Source organism: Arthrobacter sp. NPDC058127 (genome assembly GCF_042884555.1).
In the GTDB taxonomy this organism is placed as follows: Bacteria; Actinomycetota; Actinomycetes; order Actinomycetales; family Micrococcaceae; genus Arthrobacter.
The window spans coordinates 120,746-136,205 of the sequence record NZ_JBHVTT010000012.1 but is presented as its reverse complement, the minus strand read 5'-3'; the positions used below and the strand labels follow the sequence as shown (position 1 = coordinate 136,205).

At 64.7% G+C, this 15,460-nt stretch carries 10 protein-coding genes and 2 riboswitches; of the genes, 9 read left to right on the top strand and 1 reads right to left on the bottom strand.

From position 1 onward, the window contains the following. Window positions 1-104: 104 nt before the first annotated feature. On the bottom strand, window positions 105-1,583 hold the full coding sequence (locus ACFVTG_RS16315) for an amino acid permease (RefSeq protein WP_390281957.1): 1,479 nt from the start codon (window positions 1,581-1,583) through the stop codon (window positions 105-107). A gap of 160 nt (window positions 1,584-1,743) precedes the next feature. Further along, window positions 1,744-1,841: riboswitch (glycine riboswitch) on the bottom strand. A 251-nt stretch (window positions 1,842-2,092) separates the two neighbouring features. Next, window positions 2,093-2,193, top strand: a riboswitch (glycine riboswitch). A 237-nt stretch (window positions 2,194-2,430) separates the two neighbouring features. Between ACFVTG_RS16315 and gcvP the strand changes: the two genes are divergently transcribed. The 9 genes from gcvP (at window position 2,431) to ACFVTG_RS16270 (ending at window position 15,450) form a co-directional block, all read left to right on the top strand. Further along, window positions 2,431-5,262, top strand: coding sequence for an aminomethyl-transferring glycine dehydrogenase (gcvP, locus tag ACFVTG_RS16310; protein WP_390281982.1), 2,832 nt, complete (start codon window positions 2,431-2,433; stop codon window positions 5,260-5,262). 11 nt (window positions 5,263-5,273) lie between these two features. Continuing rightward, window positions 5,274-6,422 carry a glycine cleavage system aminomethyltransferase GcvT gene (gcvT, locus tag ACFVTG_RS16305; protein WP_390281955.1) on the top strand — a complete coding sequence of 383 codons (1,149 nt, stop codon included), beginning with the start codon at window positions 5,274-5,276 and terminating at the stop codon, window positions 6,420-6,422. Between the two features lie 62 nt (window positions 6,423-6,484). Next, complete coding sequence (gene gcvH / locus ACFVTG_RS16300) at window positions 6,485-6,868, top strand: glycine cleavage system protein GcvH (protein ID WP_390281953.1); 384 nt, start codon at window positions 6,485-6,487, stop codon at window positions 6,866-6,868. Beyond that, window positions 6,865-8,187, top strand: coding sequence for a serine hydroxymethyltransferase (gene glyA / locus ACFVTG_RS16295; protein WP_390281952.1), 1,323 nt, complete (start codon window positions 6,865-6,867; stop codon window positions 8,185-8,187). Before gcvH ends, glyA begins: the two co-directional genes overlap by 4 nt. 539 nt (window positions 8,188-8,726) lie before the next feature. Then, complete coding sequence (locus ACFVTG_RS16290) at window positions 8,727-9,779, top strand: FUSC family protein (RefSeq protein ID WP_390281951.1); 1,053 nt, start codon at window positions 8,727-8,729, stop codon at window positions 9,777-9,779. A 60-nt stretch (window positions 9,780-9,839) separates the two neighbouring features. Then, the gene (locus ACFVTG_RS16285) at window positions 9,840-11,363 is read left to right on the top strand and encodes an amidohydrolase family protein (protein ID WP_390281950.1); all 1,524 of its coding nucleotides are present in this window, start codon (window positions 9,840-9,842) and stop codon (window positions 11,361-11,363) included. A 172-nt stretch (window positions 11,364-11,535) separates the two neighbouring features. Further along, complete coding sequence (locus tag ACFVTG_RS16280) at window positions 11,536-12,927, top strand: serine hydrolase domain-containing protein (RefSeq protein ID WP_390281948.1); 1,392 nt, start codon at window positions 11,536-11,538, stop codon at window positions 12,925-12,927. Next, window positions 12,924-13,811 carry a serine hydrolase gene (locus ACFVTG_RS16275; RefSeq protein ID WP_390281947.1) on the top strand — a complete coding sequence of 296 codons (888 nt, stop codon included), beginning with the start codon at window positions 12,924-12,926 and terminating at the stop codon, window positions 13,809-13,811. Before ACFVTG_RS16280 ends, ACFVTG_RS16275 begins: the two co-directional genes overlap by 4 nt. 49 nt (window positions 13,812-13,860) lie before the next feature. Beyond that, window positions 13,861-15,450, top strand: a complete 1,590-nt coding sequence (locus ACFVTG_RS16270) for an ABC transporter substrate-binding protein (RefSeq protein WP_390281946.1) — start codon at window positions 13,861-13,863, stop codon at window positions 15,448-15,450. Window positions 15,451-15,460 lie beyond the last annotated feature (10 nt).

The window sequence follows — 15,460 nt, the reverse complement described above, 5'->3', positions numbered from 1 at the left end:
AGGACGACGCCCTCGCTCGCTGGGTGAAGCGAGCGACGGCGGCCTTCTCCTTTAGTCCATCGGGCACGGCCAGGGTGCCTTGCTGTTGATTTGCGAGGTGGCTGTTATTGTCCGCTCCGGGCACCCGCGCGGATGGACACGTCTGCGGCATACTGGTCCGACTGGAGCTCGTCCTGGAACCTCGCGTAACGGGCCAGGTGGGCTGGACGGCGGCGCAGGAAGAACCACGCGACGCCGAGCATGATGAACCAGGCCGGCGTGAAGAGCAATGCCGTCAGCGTGTCCGGCTGGGTGGTCAGCGTCCAGAGCACAAAGGCGAAGAACGCGAAGACCACCCACACCATGGGCAGTCCGCCGGGCATCTTGAACGTGGACGCGACGTGCAGCTGCGGGCGACGACGACGGAATGCGATGTAGCTGGCAAGGATGATGGACCAGACGAAGACGAAGCAGACGGCGGACACGGTGGTGACCATGTCGAAGGCCTTGCCGACGTCCTGTCCCGCGTACATCAGGACGACGCCGGAGAGCAGCAGCACGCAGGAGAGGAACAGGGCGTTGCGGGGAACCTTCCGTCGGGACAGGCCGCTGAACAGGGCCGGGGCGTCGCCCTCCTGGGCCAGGCCGTACACCATGCGCGAGGTGGAATAGATACCGGAGTTGGCCGAGGACATGGCCGAGCTCAGCACCACCAAGTTGACCACGGTGGCGGCTGCGCCGAGGCCGGCCAAGGAGAACATGGCGATGAATGGGCTGTGGCCGGCGGCGAACTGGGTCCAAGGAGTGACGGACATCAGGATGATGAGGGCGCCCACGTAGAAGAGGAGCACGCGCACCGGGATAGAGTTGATCGCCCTGGGCAGGTTCTTCTCCGGGTCTTTGGCTTCTGCCGCAGTGGTGCCGACAAGCTCAATGCCCACGAACGCGAAGACCGCGATCTGGAAGCCGGCCACGAAGCCCATGAATTCGTGTGGGAAGAAGCCGCCGTGGCTCCAGAGGTTGGTGAGGCTTGCTGGTCCGGCCTCGGACTGGAACCCGCTGAAAATCATGAACAGTCCCACAACGATCAGTGCCGCAATCGCGATGATTTTGATGAGAGCGAACCAGAATTCTGTCTCGCCGAAGGCCTTCACCGTGGTCAGGTTCAACAGCAGCAGGATCGCGATGGTGGCCAGGCCCGGAATCCACAGCGGGAGGCTCGGCCAGAGTTCCTTTGAGTAGCCCGCGATCGCAATGACGTCCGCGATACCGGTGATTACCCAGCAGAACCAGTATGTCCAACCCGTGAAGAAACCTGCCCACGGACCGAGGAGGTCAGCGGCAAAGTCGCTGAAGGATTTGTAGTGCAAGTTGGACAGCAGCAGTTCGCCCATGGCGCGCATGACGAAGAACAGCATGAAGCCGATGATCATGTACACGAAGATCACGGACGGCCCGGCTGCGGAGATGGTCTTTCCGGAGCCCATGAACAGGCCTGTGCCGATGGCCCCGCCGATTGCAATCAGCTGGATGTGCCGGTTGCTGAGCTGCCGATCAAGATGCGGTGTTTCACTAGCTATGGCGGGCGGTTGATGAATCGTCATGAGGAACTCCATCGTTCAAGTGGCATCACGGTGCCACGATGATTCGGGGTTCCTCCCCGCTCTGTATGGGACCTGAGAGATTCCGCGGCCTCGTGCTTTCGCATGGTTCCGCTTTGCACCGTCGGTGAGCCCGGGTTCCCGGACTGCTTTCCAGAGTTGCCTTGCCGCGGCGGTACATGGGCCTGAGAGTTTCCTGGGGAGGATTTGCTCCTACGGCGACTGCAGAATGTACTGGCAGGACTCTCCCGCCGCAGATCATCAGCGTATTCAGTTTGGGTGAATCGCGGTCTTGGGGCCGGCTTGTACCGTCCGTGGCCGGCTCCTTCAGGGCGGCCACCCGACCCAGTGTGGGATAGCTCACTAAGGAATGTCAACTCCGGCTTTGCTTCGTTTGTCCCCGCTTGATGCCGTTTGTCGATCACTATTTCCGATACCGGATGCGATGTTGCCCCGGCGCTGGCGTTGTGTGTATGGTGTGAGCCGAATCACCCAAATCTGAATATGCCTTTCGAACCGTGGCGGGAGAGTCCTCCCAGTCATCAACCGGGCAGGCGCCGTAGGAGCAAATCCTCCCCAGGAATCTCTCAGGCCCCCGTACCGCCGCGGCGAGGCAACTCTGGAAAGCAGCCTGGCTTCGGTCCGGCTCACCGACGGTGCAAGCGGAACACAACGTGACAATGCGTTCTGCGGAATCTCTCAGGTCCGATACAGAGCGGGGAGGAACCCAAATCGAAGCCGTGCCATTGTGGCCGGCCCTACCTTGGAGTTCCCTTTGACTATTCATTCAACCCCCACCGCTTTTGCAGACCGGCATATCGGCTCACGACGGCAAACCGATGTTGACATCATGCTCAAGGCCGTCGGCTACGACTCCGTTGATGGCCTGGTAGACACCGCGGTTCCCAATGACATCCGCCAGGACAAGCCCCTCACCTTGGCCAACGCCCTGAGCGAGGTGGAGGTCCTGGCCGAGCTGCGCAAGCTGGCGGCCAAGAACAAAACGGCCGTGCAGATGATCGGGCAGGGCTACTACGACACCGTCACTCCGCCGGTGATCCGCCGCAACATCCTCGAATCCCCGGCCTGGTACACGGCCTACACCCCGTACCAGCCGGAAATTTCCCAGGGCCGCCTCGAGGCGCTGCTGAACTTCCAGACCATGGTCCAGGACCTCGTGGGCCTGCCCATCGCCAACGCCTCCCTGCTGGACGAAGCGACCGCCGTCGCCGAAGCGGTCCTGATGATGCGCCGCGCGAACAAGAACAAGACGGCCCATGACGGCAAGACCGTCCTCGACGCCGATTGCCTGCCGCAGACCATCGCGATCGTGAAGGGCCGCGCCGAGGCGCTGGGCTTCGAGGTGGAGATAGCGGACCTGTCCGCCGGCCTGCCCGAGGGCGAGATCAACGGCATCGTGCTGCAGCAGCCGGGCGTTTCCGGCCGGGTGTTCGACCACTCCGCCGTGATCGCCGCCGCCAAGGAACGCGGCGCGCTCGTCACCGTCGCAGCCGACCTCCTGGCCCTGACGCTGATCACGCCTCCGGGGGAGCAGGGTGCCGACATCGCTGTCGGTTCCACCCAGCGTTTCGGTGTTCCGTTGTTCTTCGGCGGCCCGCACGCCGCGTACATGGCGGTCCAGAAGGGCCTCGAGCGTTCCATGCCGGGCCGCTTGGTGGGCGTTTCCAAGGACGACGCCGGCACTCCCGCCTACCGCCTCGCCCTCCAGACCCGCGAGCAGCACATCCGCCGCGAGAAGGCGACGTCCAACATCTGCACCGCGCAGGCACTGTTGGCCATCGTGTCCTCGATGTACGCCGTCTACCACGGCCCCGACGGCCTGAAGGCGATTGCCGAGACCGCCCACCACCACGCCCGCACCCTGGCAGCGTCCCTCAAGGCCGCGGGCCTTGAGGTCCTGCACGGCAGCTTCTTCGACACCGTCACCGTGCGAGTTCCCGGGCAAGCTAAACAGGTCCTTGCCGCCGCCGCGGCCAAAGGGATAAATCTGCGTGCTATCGACCGCGATTTGGTCGGTGTGTCAGTCGATGAAACGACTACTGACCGGACTATCGCTGATGTCATGTACTGCTTTTCGATAGTGGCCGCTTATGGCGCGGAAATAGCCGGCACGACTGAGGGTTTCGCGCTGGAGGCCGCCGTCGGGCGTTCTTCGGACTACCTGCAGCACCCGGTGTTCAACACGCACCGTTCCGAAACCCAGCTGCTGCGCTACATCCGCAGGCTTTCGGACCGTGACCTGGCTCTGGACCGCACCATGATCCCGCTGGGTTCGTGCACCATGAAGCTGAACGCGACCGCCGAGATGGAGGCCATCTCCTGGCCGGAATTCGCCTCGATCCACCCCTTCGCCCCGGATTCCCAGACCGAGGGCTGGCGCGAACTGATCGAAGATCTGGAAGCCGACCTGACGGAGATCACCGGTTACGACCAGGTCTCCATCCAGCCCAACGCCGGTTCCCAGGGCGAGCTCGCGGGCCTGCTGGCCATCCGCGGCTACCACCACTCCCGCGGCGAGGCCCAGCGCAACGTCTGCCTCATCCCGGCGTCCGCCCACGGCACCAACGCGGCCTCGGCGGTGCTGGCCGGCATGAAGGTGGTCGTGGTGGCCACCGCGGCGGACGGCACGATCGACCACGCGGACCTGCAGGCCAAGATCGACGCCAACAAGGATGTCCTTTCGGCGATCATGATCACCTACCCGTCCACGCACGGCGTGTACGACGCCGACGTGCGCGAGATCTGCGACTCGGTGCACGCGGCCGGAGGCCAGGTGTACGTTGACGGCGCGAACCTCAACGCGCTCGTGGGCCTGGCCCAGCCGGGCAAGTTCGGAGGCGACGTGTCGCACCTGAACCTGCACAAGACCTTCTGCATCCCGCACGGCGGCGGCGGACCCGGTGTCGGCCCGGTCGCGGCCAAGGCACACCTGGCACCCTTCATGCCGGGCGACGCCAACAAGGCGGCCCATGAAGACGGCGCTTCTTTGCCAGGGACTGGCGTTGCGATTTCAGCTTCGCGGTACGGTTCGGCCGGTGTGTTGCCGATTTCCTGGGCCTATGTGAAGCTCATGGGCGGCGAAGGCCTGACCGAGGCCACCAAGTCCGCGCTGCTTGCCGCGAACTACATCGCCTCGCGCCTGAACGAGTACTTCCCGGTCCTTTACACGGGTGAGGGCGGACTCGTGGCCCACGAGTGCATCCTGGACCTGCGCGAACTGACCGCCCGGACCGGCGTCACCGCGGAGGATGTGGCCAAGCGCCTCATCGACTACGGCTTCCACGCTCCCACCCTGGCGTTCCCGGTCGCGGGCACCCTGATGGTGGAGCCCACGGAGTCCGAGGACCTCGGGGAGATCGATCGCTTCATCGAAGCCATGATCACCATCCGCAAGGAAATCGACCAGGTCGCGCACGGCGACTTCACGGTGGAGAACAGCCCGCTGCGCCACGCACCGCACACCGCGGCCGCCGTCGTGAGCTCCGATTGGGACCGTGAGTACTCCCGCGAGCAGGCCGTCTTCCCGGTCCACCACCTCAAGCAGGACAAGTACTTCCCGCCCGTCGGCCGCATCGACGGCGCCGCAGGCGACCGGAACCTGATCTGCTCCTGCCCTCCCCTCGAAGAGTTCGAGGAAACCACCGAAACGTTCGAAATCTAAGGACTGACGCAATGACTGAGAACTACACAGCTCTTTACGAGCAGCACAAAATCGCCGGGGCGTCCTTCACTGACTTCGGTGGCTGGCAGATGCCCCTGAAATACGACTCGGAACTCGCCGAACACCACGCCGTCCGCAACGCCGCCGGCCTGTTCGACCTTTCCCACATGGGCGAAGTCTGGGTCACCGGCCCGGAAGCCGCGGCCTTCCTGGACTACGCGCTGGTGGGCAAGATCTCCGCCATGTCTGTGGGCAAGGCCAAGTACTCGCTGATCTGCCAGGAAGACGGCGGCATCATCGATGACCTCATCACCTACCGCCGCCCGTCTTCCGAAGACGGCAGCGACAGGTTCCTCGTGGTCCCGAACGCCGGCAACGCCAAGGTCGTTGCCGAGGCGCTGGCGCAGCGTGCAGCCAACTTCGATGTCGTCGTCGAGGACGCCTCCGCGGCAACCTCGCTGATCGCCGTCCAGGGCCCCAAAGCGGAAGACATCCTCCTGCGTTTGGTTCCGGCCGGACAGCACGCGCTGGTCACCGGGCTCAAGTACTACGCCGCGGTCGAGGTGCCCTTCACCTTTGCCGGGAACACGACCGATCTGCTGCTCGCCCGCACCGGTTACACGGGCGAGGACGGCTTCGAAATCTTCGTGGACAACGACGCCGCTGCCGCCCTGTGGCAGGCAATCGCTGAAGTCGCCGAGGACGGCGAGCTGATCCCCGCCGGCCTGGCCTCGCGTGACTCCCTGCGCCTCGAAGCCGGGATGCCGCTCTACGGCAACGAGCTCTCCCGCGAAGGCAACCCCTTCTCGGCAGGGCTGGGCCCCGTTGTGTCGCTCGCCAAGGAAAGCGACTTCGTAGGCAAGGAGGCGCTGACGGTGATCAAGGCGGCCGGCGTCGGAACGACACTCGGCCAAAAACTCGTGGGACTCAAAGGACTTGGCCGCCGCGCCGCCCGCGCCCACTATTCGGTGCTCAAGAACGGGACGCTGATCGGCGAAGTCACCTCAGGCCAGCCAAGCCCCACGCTCGGCTACCCGATCGCCCTGGCGTATGTGGACGTCGAACACGCCGAACCAGGCACAATCGTCGACATCGACCTGCGAGGGAAGCCGGAAACCTTTGAAGTCGTTGCACTGCCTTTCTACAACCGCGCCAAGTAGTCCACCCGGAAATCCCCAACCGAACACCAAGTTTTGTGAACTAGAAGAGAGAAGGAAATGAGATGAGCAAAGTAGCTGCCGAGTTGAAGTATTCGGCTGAACACGAGTGGGTTGCCTCGGATGGGGCTGGGCCTGAGGGGATTGGAATTTCAGCGGTTGCTGCGGATGCCCTCGGCGACATCGTGTATGTTGATCTGCCGGAGGTCGGTTCCGCTCTGACTGCGGGGGAGACCTGCGGCGAGGTCGAGTCCACCAAGTCCGTCTCGGACCTGTACTCCCCGGTGACGGGCGAGGTCACGGAAGTAAACTCCGCCGTCGTCGACGATCCTGCGCTGATCAACAACGATCCGTACGGTGCGGGCTGGCTCTTCAAAGTGGCCGTGATCGAACATGGCCCGCTGCTTTCCGCGGAGGAATACGCTTCCAAGAACGGTGGCGAGCTGTGAGCGCCGCGAACGGAACGGCTGTGTTCGAGCAGGTCGTTTCGCCGTCCCTGGACGCGGTGTTGTCCGAGCTGGATCCGGAGATCGCGGCGAAGATCGACGACGAGCTGAACCGTCAGCGTTCGGGCCTGGAAATGATCGCGTCCGAGAACCACACTGCCGTGGCCGTGATGCAGGCCCAGGGCTCGGTGCTGACCAACAAGTATGCCGAGGGCTACCCGGGCAAGCGCTACTACGGCGGCTGCGAGCATGTGGACGTCATCGAGCAGCTCGCGATCGACCGCGTGAAGGCCCTGTTCGGTGCCGGGTACGCGAACGTGCAGCCGCACTCCGGTGCCCAGGCGAACGCTTCGGTGATGCACGCCCTCATCAAGCCGGGCGACACGATCATGGGCCTGAACCTGGCCCACGGCGGGCACCTGACCCACGGCATGCGGATCAACTTCTCCGGCCGCCTGTACAACGTCATCCCGTACCAGGTCCGCGAAGAGGACCACCGGATCGACATGGCCGAGGTGGAGCGCCTGGCCCTGGAGCACAAGCCGGCGCTGATCGTGGCCGGCTGGTCCGCCTATGCGCGGCAGCTGGACTTCGCCGGGTTCCGCCGCATCGCCGACCTTGTGGGCGCGTACCTCATGGTGGACATGGCGCACTTCGCCGGCCTCGTGGCCGCCGGCCTGCACCCGTCCCCGGTCCCGCACGCGCACGTCACGACGTCCACGACGCACAAGACCCTCGCCGGTCCGCGCGGCGGCATCATCCTCTCCAACGACGCTGACATCGCCAAGAAGATCAACTCCGCGGTCTTCCCGGGCCAGCAGGGTGGACCGTTGGAGCACGTGATCGCCGGCAAGGCCGTGGCGTTCAAGATCGCCGGTTCGGAAGAGTTCAAGGAACGCCAGGAGCGCGTGCTGGCCGGTGCCCGGATCCTCGCCGAGCGCCTCGTCCAGCCCGACGTCACCGCCAAGGGCATCAACGTGATCTCCGGCGGCACCGACGTGCACCTGGTGCTCGTGGACCTGCGCAACTGCGAACTCAACGGCCAGGAAGCCGAGGACCGCCTCGCTGCGATCGAGATCACCGTCAACCGCAACGCGGTCCCGTTCGACCCGCGCCCGCCGATGGTGACCTCCGGTCTGCGGATCGGCACCCCGGCACTGGCCACGCGCGGTTTCGGTGAAGCGGCGTTCCGTGAAGTTGCGGACATCATCGCCGAGGCACTGATCGCCGACGCCGACGCCGACCTCTCCGGCCTGCGGCACCGCGTCGACGCCCTGGCCGCCGCGCACCCGCTCTACCCGGGCGTCGCGAACCTCGCGTAGTCCGGGATCGGATCGGCAACGCCCGTCGGGTCCGACCTCCTCGGCATGCTCGGTCGCGTAGACGCCCGCTGAGCGGACGTTTTCGCGACCGAATGGGCCCACGCCGTCCGGGTTCCCTGACCGAGCTTGCGAGGTTAGGGGGACGGCGGGGACGCACGCTTCCGGATACCGGGCCCGAAGGGGCCGTGTCCCTCACCTTCTCCACGGAACGCAACACGATTGACAGTTCGCTCTGGTGACGGCTACATGGCGGGTGAGTGGGTTCCGGAAGCGTGCGTCAAAGCGACGAAGGAGCAGCACGCGGAGGAATGCGGTCACCCGCCACCCATCCCCAACCACAACTAACTAAGGAAACCGCCATGGGCGGCCTCGCCGTCAACGTCGTCGAATGCTCACGCCCAAGGTCTACCATTCAACGGAAGGCGATCGGGCTGCCTGGAGCCTCCCGGCGTAGGCTCGTAGCGGATGCCAGTGCCGCCGTCGGGCAGTATTAGTTGAGCAGTACGGCGCTCAAGAGAAGCAAAGAGGCAGGCAATCCATTGAACGCCCTGGCAGAGATGTTCAGGATCGGTCCCGGCAACAAGGACCATCACCCGGCTGTGCGCTGCGCCGTGGGCGTCTTCCTGCCATTGATCACCCTCGTGTTGTTCGGACGACTGGACCTTGTGGTCTTCGCCAGCTTTGCGGCGTTCACGAATATCTATGGCCGTAACGAGCCCCACAGCCACCGTTTTCGAAGCCAACTCAGGGCCGGTTCGCTGCTGCTGGGCATCATCCTGCTCGCCACCCTGACGGCCAGGGCCGCGCAGGGCTTGGACGCGTACGTGTGGATCCTTACGCTCGGCACCACGTTGGTTGCTGCTCTTTGCTCCGTGGTGACTGCGCTGTGGAGGCTTCGCCCGGCAGGTTCCCTCTTCCATATTTTTGCTTTCGCCGCGATCGCCTCCGTTCCCCAGCAGCCGCCGCTTTGGGAAGGGATGCTGGCCGCCGTCTTGACTGCGGTGTTGGCGTTGCTGATCGGAATGTCGGCACGGGTGGTCCCGAGCCACCGGACGCCCTGGAAGCGACCGCCGGCGCAACGCTTGTTGCCTCAGGAAGTCCGGGCGGCCTGGCTGGAAGGCTTGGGCTACTTCGTGGCTGCCGGGCTGGCTGGAACGCTTGCTACCTTGGCCGGGCAGTGGCTCGGGTTCGGACACGGCTATTGGGCCATGGTGGCGGCAGTGGTTCCCTTGGTGGGGCGCAGTACAAGGCATCGGGTGCAACGGGGAATCCAGAGGATCGTGGGGACCCTGCTGGGGTTGCTGGTGTTGGCCGGAATCCTCTGGCTCGGCCCGGCGCCATGGCAGATGGTGTTGGTGATTGCCGTATGCCAGTTCGGGGCTGAGCTCTTCATTGCGCGCCAATATCTCGTGGCACAGATATTCGTCACCCCGCTCGCGCTCATTTCCACTCTGCTGGTTGCCAACGTCCCGCCCGGGCTCTTGCTGCGGGACCGCATCGTCGAGACGGTGATCGGGGCCGCCGTCGGCGTCGCGGTGGTTCTGGCGCCTGCGGCATGGTCCCGGGTCAGGGAACGGGGCGCCTGGAGCTAAGCGAACGACGGCGCTCGTTGTGGTTCAACCCGACGATGTCACCGGGTGCCGATCGTCAGAATGACCAATTGGCATGCATCCGAAACCTGCCAAGCTGGCTCAATGCGCACACTTCTAAAGGGCGGCCGGGTCATCGACCCCGGCACCGGACACGACAACATCAGCGATCTCCTCATCGAGGACGGCCGCATAGCCGCGGCAGGGGCCCAGCTGTCCCGCGCCGAGACCGAAAGGGCCACGGTCATCGACGTCAGCGGATGCATTGTCGGTCCGGGCTTCGTCGACCTCCACAGCCATGTTCATTCCGTCGCCGGGCAGCGCCTGCAGGCGATGGACGGAGTCACGACGGCACTTGACCTCGAAGCTGGGCTGGCCCCGGTCGCTGCGGCGATGGCCAATGCCGCGCGCGAGGGCCGCCCCCTCAACTACGGCTTTTCGGCCTCCTGGGCGCAGGCGCGCGCCTTTGCTCATCTAGGCGAGGCACCGGTCGCCGATGTGCACAACGCCCTCGGCTTACTCGCCAAACCAGAGTGGCAGCGCAGTTCGACCCCGCGTGAGTTGAGCACCTGGCTCGCGCAGCTCGAGACAGAGATCGCAGACGGCGCTCTCGGAATCGGCATCCTGCTCGGCTATGCGCCGCGCACCGATCCGGCGGAGTTCCTTGCGGTCGCCCGTCTCGCCGCCGCAGCGAAGGCTCCCACATTCACCCATGTGCGTGAATTGATCGAGGCGGACCCGACGACACCGATCGACGGCTCTGCGGAGATCATGATTGCCGCCGCCGAAACCGGCGCGGCCATGCACCACTGTCACGTCAACAGCACCTCCCGCCGCCACATTGACCGTGTGCTCGGCATGCTCGAACGCTCTCAGGCCGAGGGAAACCGCGTCACCGTGGAGACCTACCCCTACGGTGCGGGCAGCACCGCGATCGGCGCATTCTTCCTCGATCCGCAGCGCCTCGGCGCCTGGGGCATCAAGCCGAGCGACATCACGATCGTCACCACCGGTGAACGGGTCGCGGATGCCGCGCGCCTGAGAGAGATTCGCCGCACCGACCCGGCCGCCGCGTGCGTAGTCGCGTTCCTCGACGAAGAGGATCCGAGCGACCGGGCCCTCCTTCAGAGCGCCCTCGCCTTTCCCGATGCCATCGTCGCGAGCGATGCCATGCCCGTCACGTGGGCCCGCGAAGTTCGCGAATCACTCCAGTGGCCGCTACCGGCCGGGGGCGCCACCCACCCCCGCACGGCAGGAACGTTTGCCCGGTCGATTCGCATGATGGTGCGTGAGACCGGCGCCTGGAGCTGGCTGGAGGCATTCCGGCGCTGTTCCTACTTGCCGGCGCGCGTTCTCGATGATGCAGCGTCCGGCGCACGGGCCAAGGGCCACATTGGTATCGGTGCGGACGCCGACATCGTCGTGATCGAGCCGGAGCGCTTCTCCGACACCGCAAGTTACTTCGATTCCACCCGTCCCTCCGTCGGTGTGCGCCATCTCTTCGTCGGCGGTACAGCCGTCGTGCGGGGCGGCCTCATGCTGACGGACGCGTTCCCCGGCCGCGCACTCAAGGGAGACCCCCGATGACCGGAACCTACTTTGCTCGGGATGCACGCGACCCGACGCATCTTGCGGCGAGCAGGCCACTTTGTGCGATCGAACCAAGCTGCACACAAGTCTCGTCGTTTGCTACCAGTTTTTAGTGCGGCGGCAGCGAATAGGCTCAGCGAATTCGCATTCTCAACGAGGAGGAACTTTCATGGTGGAATCACTGTCACAGATCGGTGCTTGGGTCGAGGAAAAGCTGCCCGACCTCATCGCCAAATACCAAGTGCCCGCCGCATCCGTGGCGATTCTCAGTGATGGCGACGTGGTCCGGACCGCGGCAGGCATCTTGAACAAAGCGAGCGGCGTAGAGGCCACCACCGACTCGGTCTTCCAGATCGGTTCCATCACCAAGGTCTGGACCACCTCGCTTGTCATGCAGCTTGTCGACGAGGGACTCGTCGACCTCGACGCACCTGTCCGCCGCTACGTCAAGGACTTCGTCATCGCCGACGAGGCCGCCGCGGCGAAGATCACCGTTCGTCAGCTCCTAAGCCACCTCTCCGGTTTTGAGGGCGACATCTTCACCGCCACGACCGAGGGCGAAGACGCCGTCGAGAAGTTCATGCCGATCCTCGCCGACGTGCCACAGCTCTTCGAACCCGGCGAAATGTTCTCCTACAACAACGCAGCCTTCTCGGTTCTCGGCCGCATCGTCGAGGTTGTTCGTGGTAAGCACTATGAGGCTTGCCTGCGCGAACACCTCATCGACCCGCTGCAGCTCAAGCACGCGGCCACGGGGGCAGGCGAGGCAATCATGTTCCGTGCCGCGCTTGGTCACATCAGCCCGACCGAGGGCGCCGCCCCGGAGCCGGCACAGGTCTGGTCACTCGTGCGTTCGAACGCTCCGGCCGGATCCGTTTTCGCTATGAGCGCGAGCAACCTCATCGCCTTCGCAAAGATGCACATCGACGGCGGAGTTGGCCCGGATGGCAAACGGATCCTGAGCGCCGAAAGCGTTGCAGCAATGCAGGAGCAGCAGGTCAAGCTTCCGGAGCTCGGTCTCATGGGCGACAGCTGGGGTCTTGGCTGGGAGCTCTTCAATTGGGAGGGCGGTCCCGTCATCGGCCACGACGGAGGAACAATCGGCCAGAGCGCTTTCCTCCGCGTGATCCCCGGGCAGAAGGCCGCGATTGCGGTGCTGACAAACGGCGGCGACGTTCTTGGCCTTTACAAGGAGCTCATCTCCCCGGTCATCAACCGTCTCACTGGCATTGTCGTGCCGGAGCTTCCCACCCCCGCGAACGACGTCCACGCCATCGATGCCTCGCGCTACGTCGGCACCTACAGCTCACAGGTCGCGGACTCCCACGTCACCCAGGACACAGAGGGGCGGATCTGGATCGAACAGAAGATGAAGGGAATCTTCGCCGAGCTTGCCCTGGAGCGGCCCCCGGTCGAGCTGGTGCCTTGGAAGGGCGACACCCTGATCGCACGCAAAGCCCGTAACGGATTACACACACCGCACGCCTTCGTTGGCGACGACGGCAACGGCAACGCGCTGTACCTGCACACCGGTCGCGCCGACCGCCGGGTGTCGGCATGACCGCCGCCATCTCGGATGTCTTCACGCGGGTTGGAGCCACCGGCTTTCTGCACGCCCGCGAAATCGGAGCGGCTTGCGACCACGAGGTCTCCGTCCGCTCCGACGAGCGCGTCATTCTCGCATCCGTGTTCAAGATCTTCGTCCTGGTCGCCTTTGTCCGCGCGGTCGATGCCGGCCGGCTGGATCCAAGCGGGCGGACAACTGTCACTGCGCGCTACCGCACCGGCGGAGTCGGGACCGCGGGATTCGCCGACGATGTCGAGGCCAGCTGGCGTGACCTCGCCCACAACATGATGGTGATGAGCGATAACGCCGCAACCGACGTCCTCTACCACCGACTCGGTCGGGAGGCAGTCGACCAGGTCGTGAGCGACCTCGGGCTCAGCCAAACGCGTCTGATCGGCTGCTGCGAAGACTTGTTCGCTTCGGTCGTCGAGGACCTTGGCGGCGCGGCGGACTGCGACCTCGAGGAGCTGCTGGAAGCGGCGACGGCCGAGCAGATCTGGGGCCTCTCGATCCTTGATCCGCTGCGTACTGCCGCGTCGACTCCGCGGGACATCACGACACTCCTGAATGCAATCTGGACTGACACCGCAGCGTCTCCAGCGGCCTGCAAGACCGCCAGGGACATCATGGCGCAGCAGATCTGGCCGCACCGGCTGTCATCGGGATTCCCGAGTGATGTACTGATTGCCGCGAAGACGGGAACCGTGCCCGCAGTGCGCAATGAGGCGGGCGTCGTCACCTACCCGGACGGACGGCAGTATGCGGTCGCCGTCTTCACCAGAGCCGACTCGCTGGCAGACCGCCTGCCCGCCGTCGACGCCTCCATCGGCGTGGCCGGTCACCTCGCGGTTGAGCACCTCCGGGAGCTCTCTTCGTAACTCCACCCGCACACATCCCATCCCGCACACGACCAGCTGGAGGCATCTCATGCGTTCCATTACCCCACTCGTCGCCCTCGTTGGGGCGGCAGCACTTGCTCTCACGGCCTGCGCCGCGCCCGGCGCTTCCGGCAACCACTCCGGCAACGAGCTTGCGACCGACGGCACATTCACCATGGCAATCGGCGCCGACCCGGGAAACCTCAACCCCATGATCACCGCGATGAATGTCGCGCGCACCATCGACCGCTTCCTCTACTCGCGCCTCGTCGAGGTAGGGAGTGACGGCACCATCCTTTCCGGACTCGCGAACAAGTGGAAGGCCGACACCACCAACGCCACCTTCACCCTCCGCAAGGACGCCACCTGCGCTGACGGCACCCCGATCACCGCGTCAATGCTCGCGGACAACATCAACTTCATTGCGGACCCGAAGAACGGCTCACCCCTCGTCGGGCTTAACGTACAAGCCGGCACCGTCGCGACAGGCGACGACGCCACCGGCGTGCTGAGCGTAAAGAGCGGCGCGCCCGACGCCTTCCTACTCGAAAACGTCGGCAGCGTGCACATGGTGTGCGGGCCGGCTCTTGCCCACGCGGACGCGCTCGCCAAGGGTGAAGGCGCGACCGGCATGTACACGATGACCAAGATCGCCCCGAACTCGCAGTACACACTGACCAGGCGCAAGGAGTTCGTTTGGGGCCCCGGCGACTGGGACCCGAAGCAGGCCGGCATCCCCGCCACGGTCATCTTCAAAGTCCTGCCCAACGAGACCACTGCGGCAAATCTGTTGCTTTCCGGCGAACTGAACGCCGCACAGGTTGTGGGGCCCGATTCCGATCGGCTGCGCACCAATAAGCTCTTCTCCAATGATGTTCAGGTTGGCTTGGGACAGATCCAGTTCAACAAGAACCCAAAGAAACTGCTTTCTGATAGGGCACTTCGCCTTGCCCTCACCCAGGACCTGAACCTCGAAAAGCTGCGCGCGGTTCTCTCGAACGGCAAGGGCACCGTGCCGACCAGCCTCGTCAACGCGGCGCCAAACCCTTGCCATGCCGACGTGGCGAAGGCCAACATCCCGGCCTTCGATGTGAAGGCCGCAGCCGACGCACTCGATTCCGCCGGCTGGAAACCCGGATCGGACGGCGTACGGGAGAAGAACGGGGTGAAGCTCTCACTCACCGTCATCTACCCCTCGTATATTTCCGACTCCTTCGGCTCGACCGCGGAGCTGCTGCAGTCGATGTGGAAAGAGCTCGGCGTTGAGGCGACCCCCAAGGGTGTCGATGCCAACGGCGTGAGCCAGACGCTCTTCGGTACCGGCGACTGGGACGTTGCACTCATCTCAGTCGGCGTTGGCCTGCCCAGCCAGATCGTGCCGTTCTTCGCCGGCTCAACCCCGCCGAAAGGCTCAAACTTCGGCTACACCGATAACGCCGAGTACATCGCCGCCACGACCTCTGCCGCGACGAAGCCGGGCAAGGAAGGCTGTGACGACTGGTCGCACGCCGAGGCAGCACTCATCGCCGCCGCAGACGTCATTCCGTTCGCGAACTCGGTTGTGTCAGTGTTCGGCAGCAAGGCGGAGTTCGTCCAGAGCGACAGCCTCGAGCCCGCGTCAATTCGTCTGTTCAAGTAACTCGGGAAGT

Bases quoted from the DNA above. Each gene is read 5' to 3' on its own strand.
- ACFVTG_RS16315 (WP_390281957.1), bottom strand. From the start codon at position 1,583: ATGACGATTCATCAACCGCCCGCCATAGCTAGTGAAACACCGCATCTT.
- gcvP (WP_390281982.1), top strand. From the start codon at position 2,431: ATGCTCAAGGCCGTCGGCTACGACTCCGTTGATGGCCTGGTAGACACC.
- gcvT (WP_390281955.1), top strand. From the start codon at position 5,274: ATGACTGAGAACTACACAGCTCTTTACGAGCAGCACAAAATCGCCGGG.
- gcvH (WP_390281953.1), top strand. From the start codon at position 6,485: ATGAGCAAAGTAGCTGCCGAGTTGAAGTATTCGGCTGAACACGAGTGG.
- ACFVTG_RS16285 (WP_390281950.1), top strand. From the start codon at position 9,840: ATGACCAATTGGCATGCATCCGAAACCTGCCAAGCTGGCTCAATGCGC.
- ACFVTG_RS16280 (WP_390281948.1), top strand. From the start codon at position 11,536: ATGGTGGAATCACTGTCACAGATCGGTGCTTGGGTCGAGGAAAAGCTG.
- ACFVTG_RS16275 (WP_390281947.1), top strand. From the start codon at position 12,924: ATGACCGCCGCCATCTCGGATGTCTTCACGCGGGTTGGAGCCACCGGC.
- ACFVTG_RS16270 (WP_390281946.1), top strand. From the start codon at position 13,861: ATGCGTTCCATTACCCCACTCGTCGCCCTCGTTGGGGCGGCAGCACTT.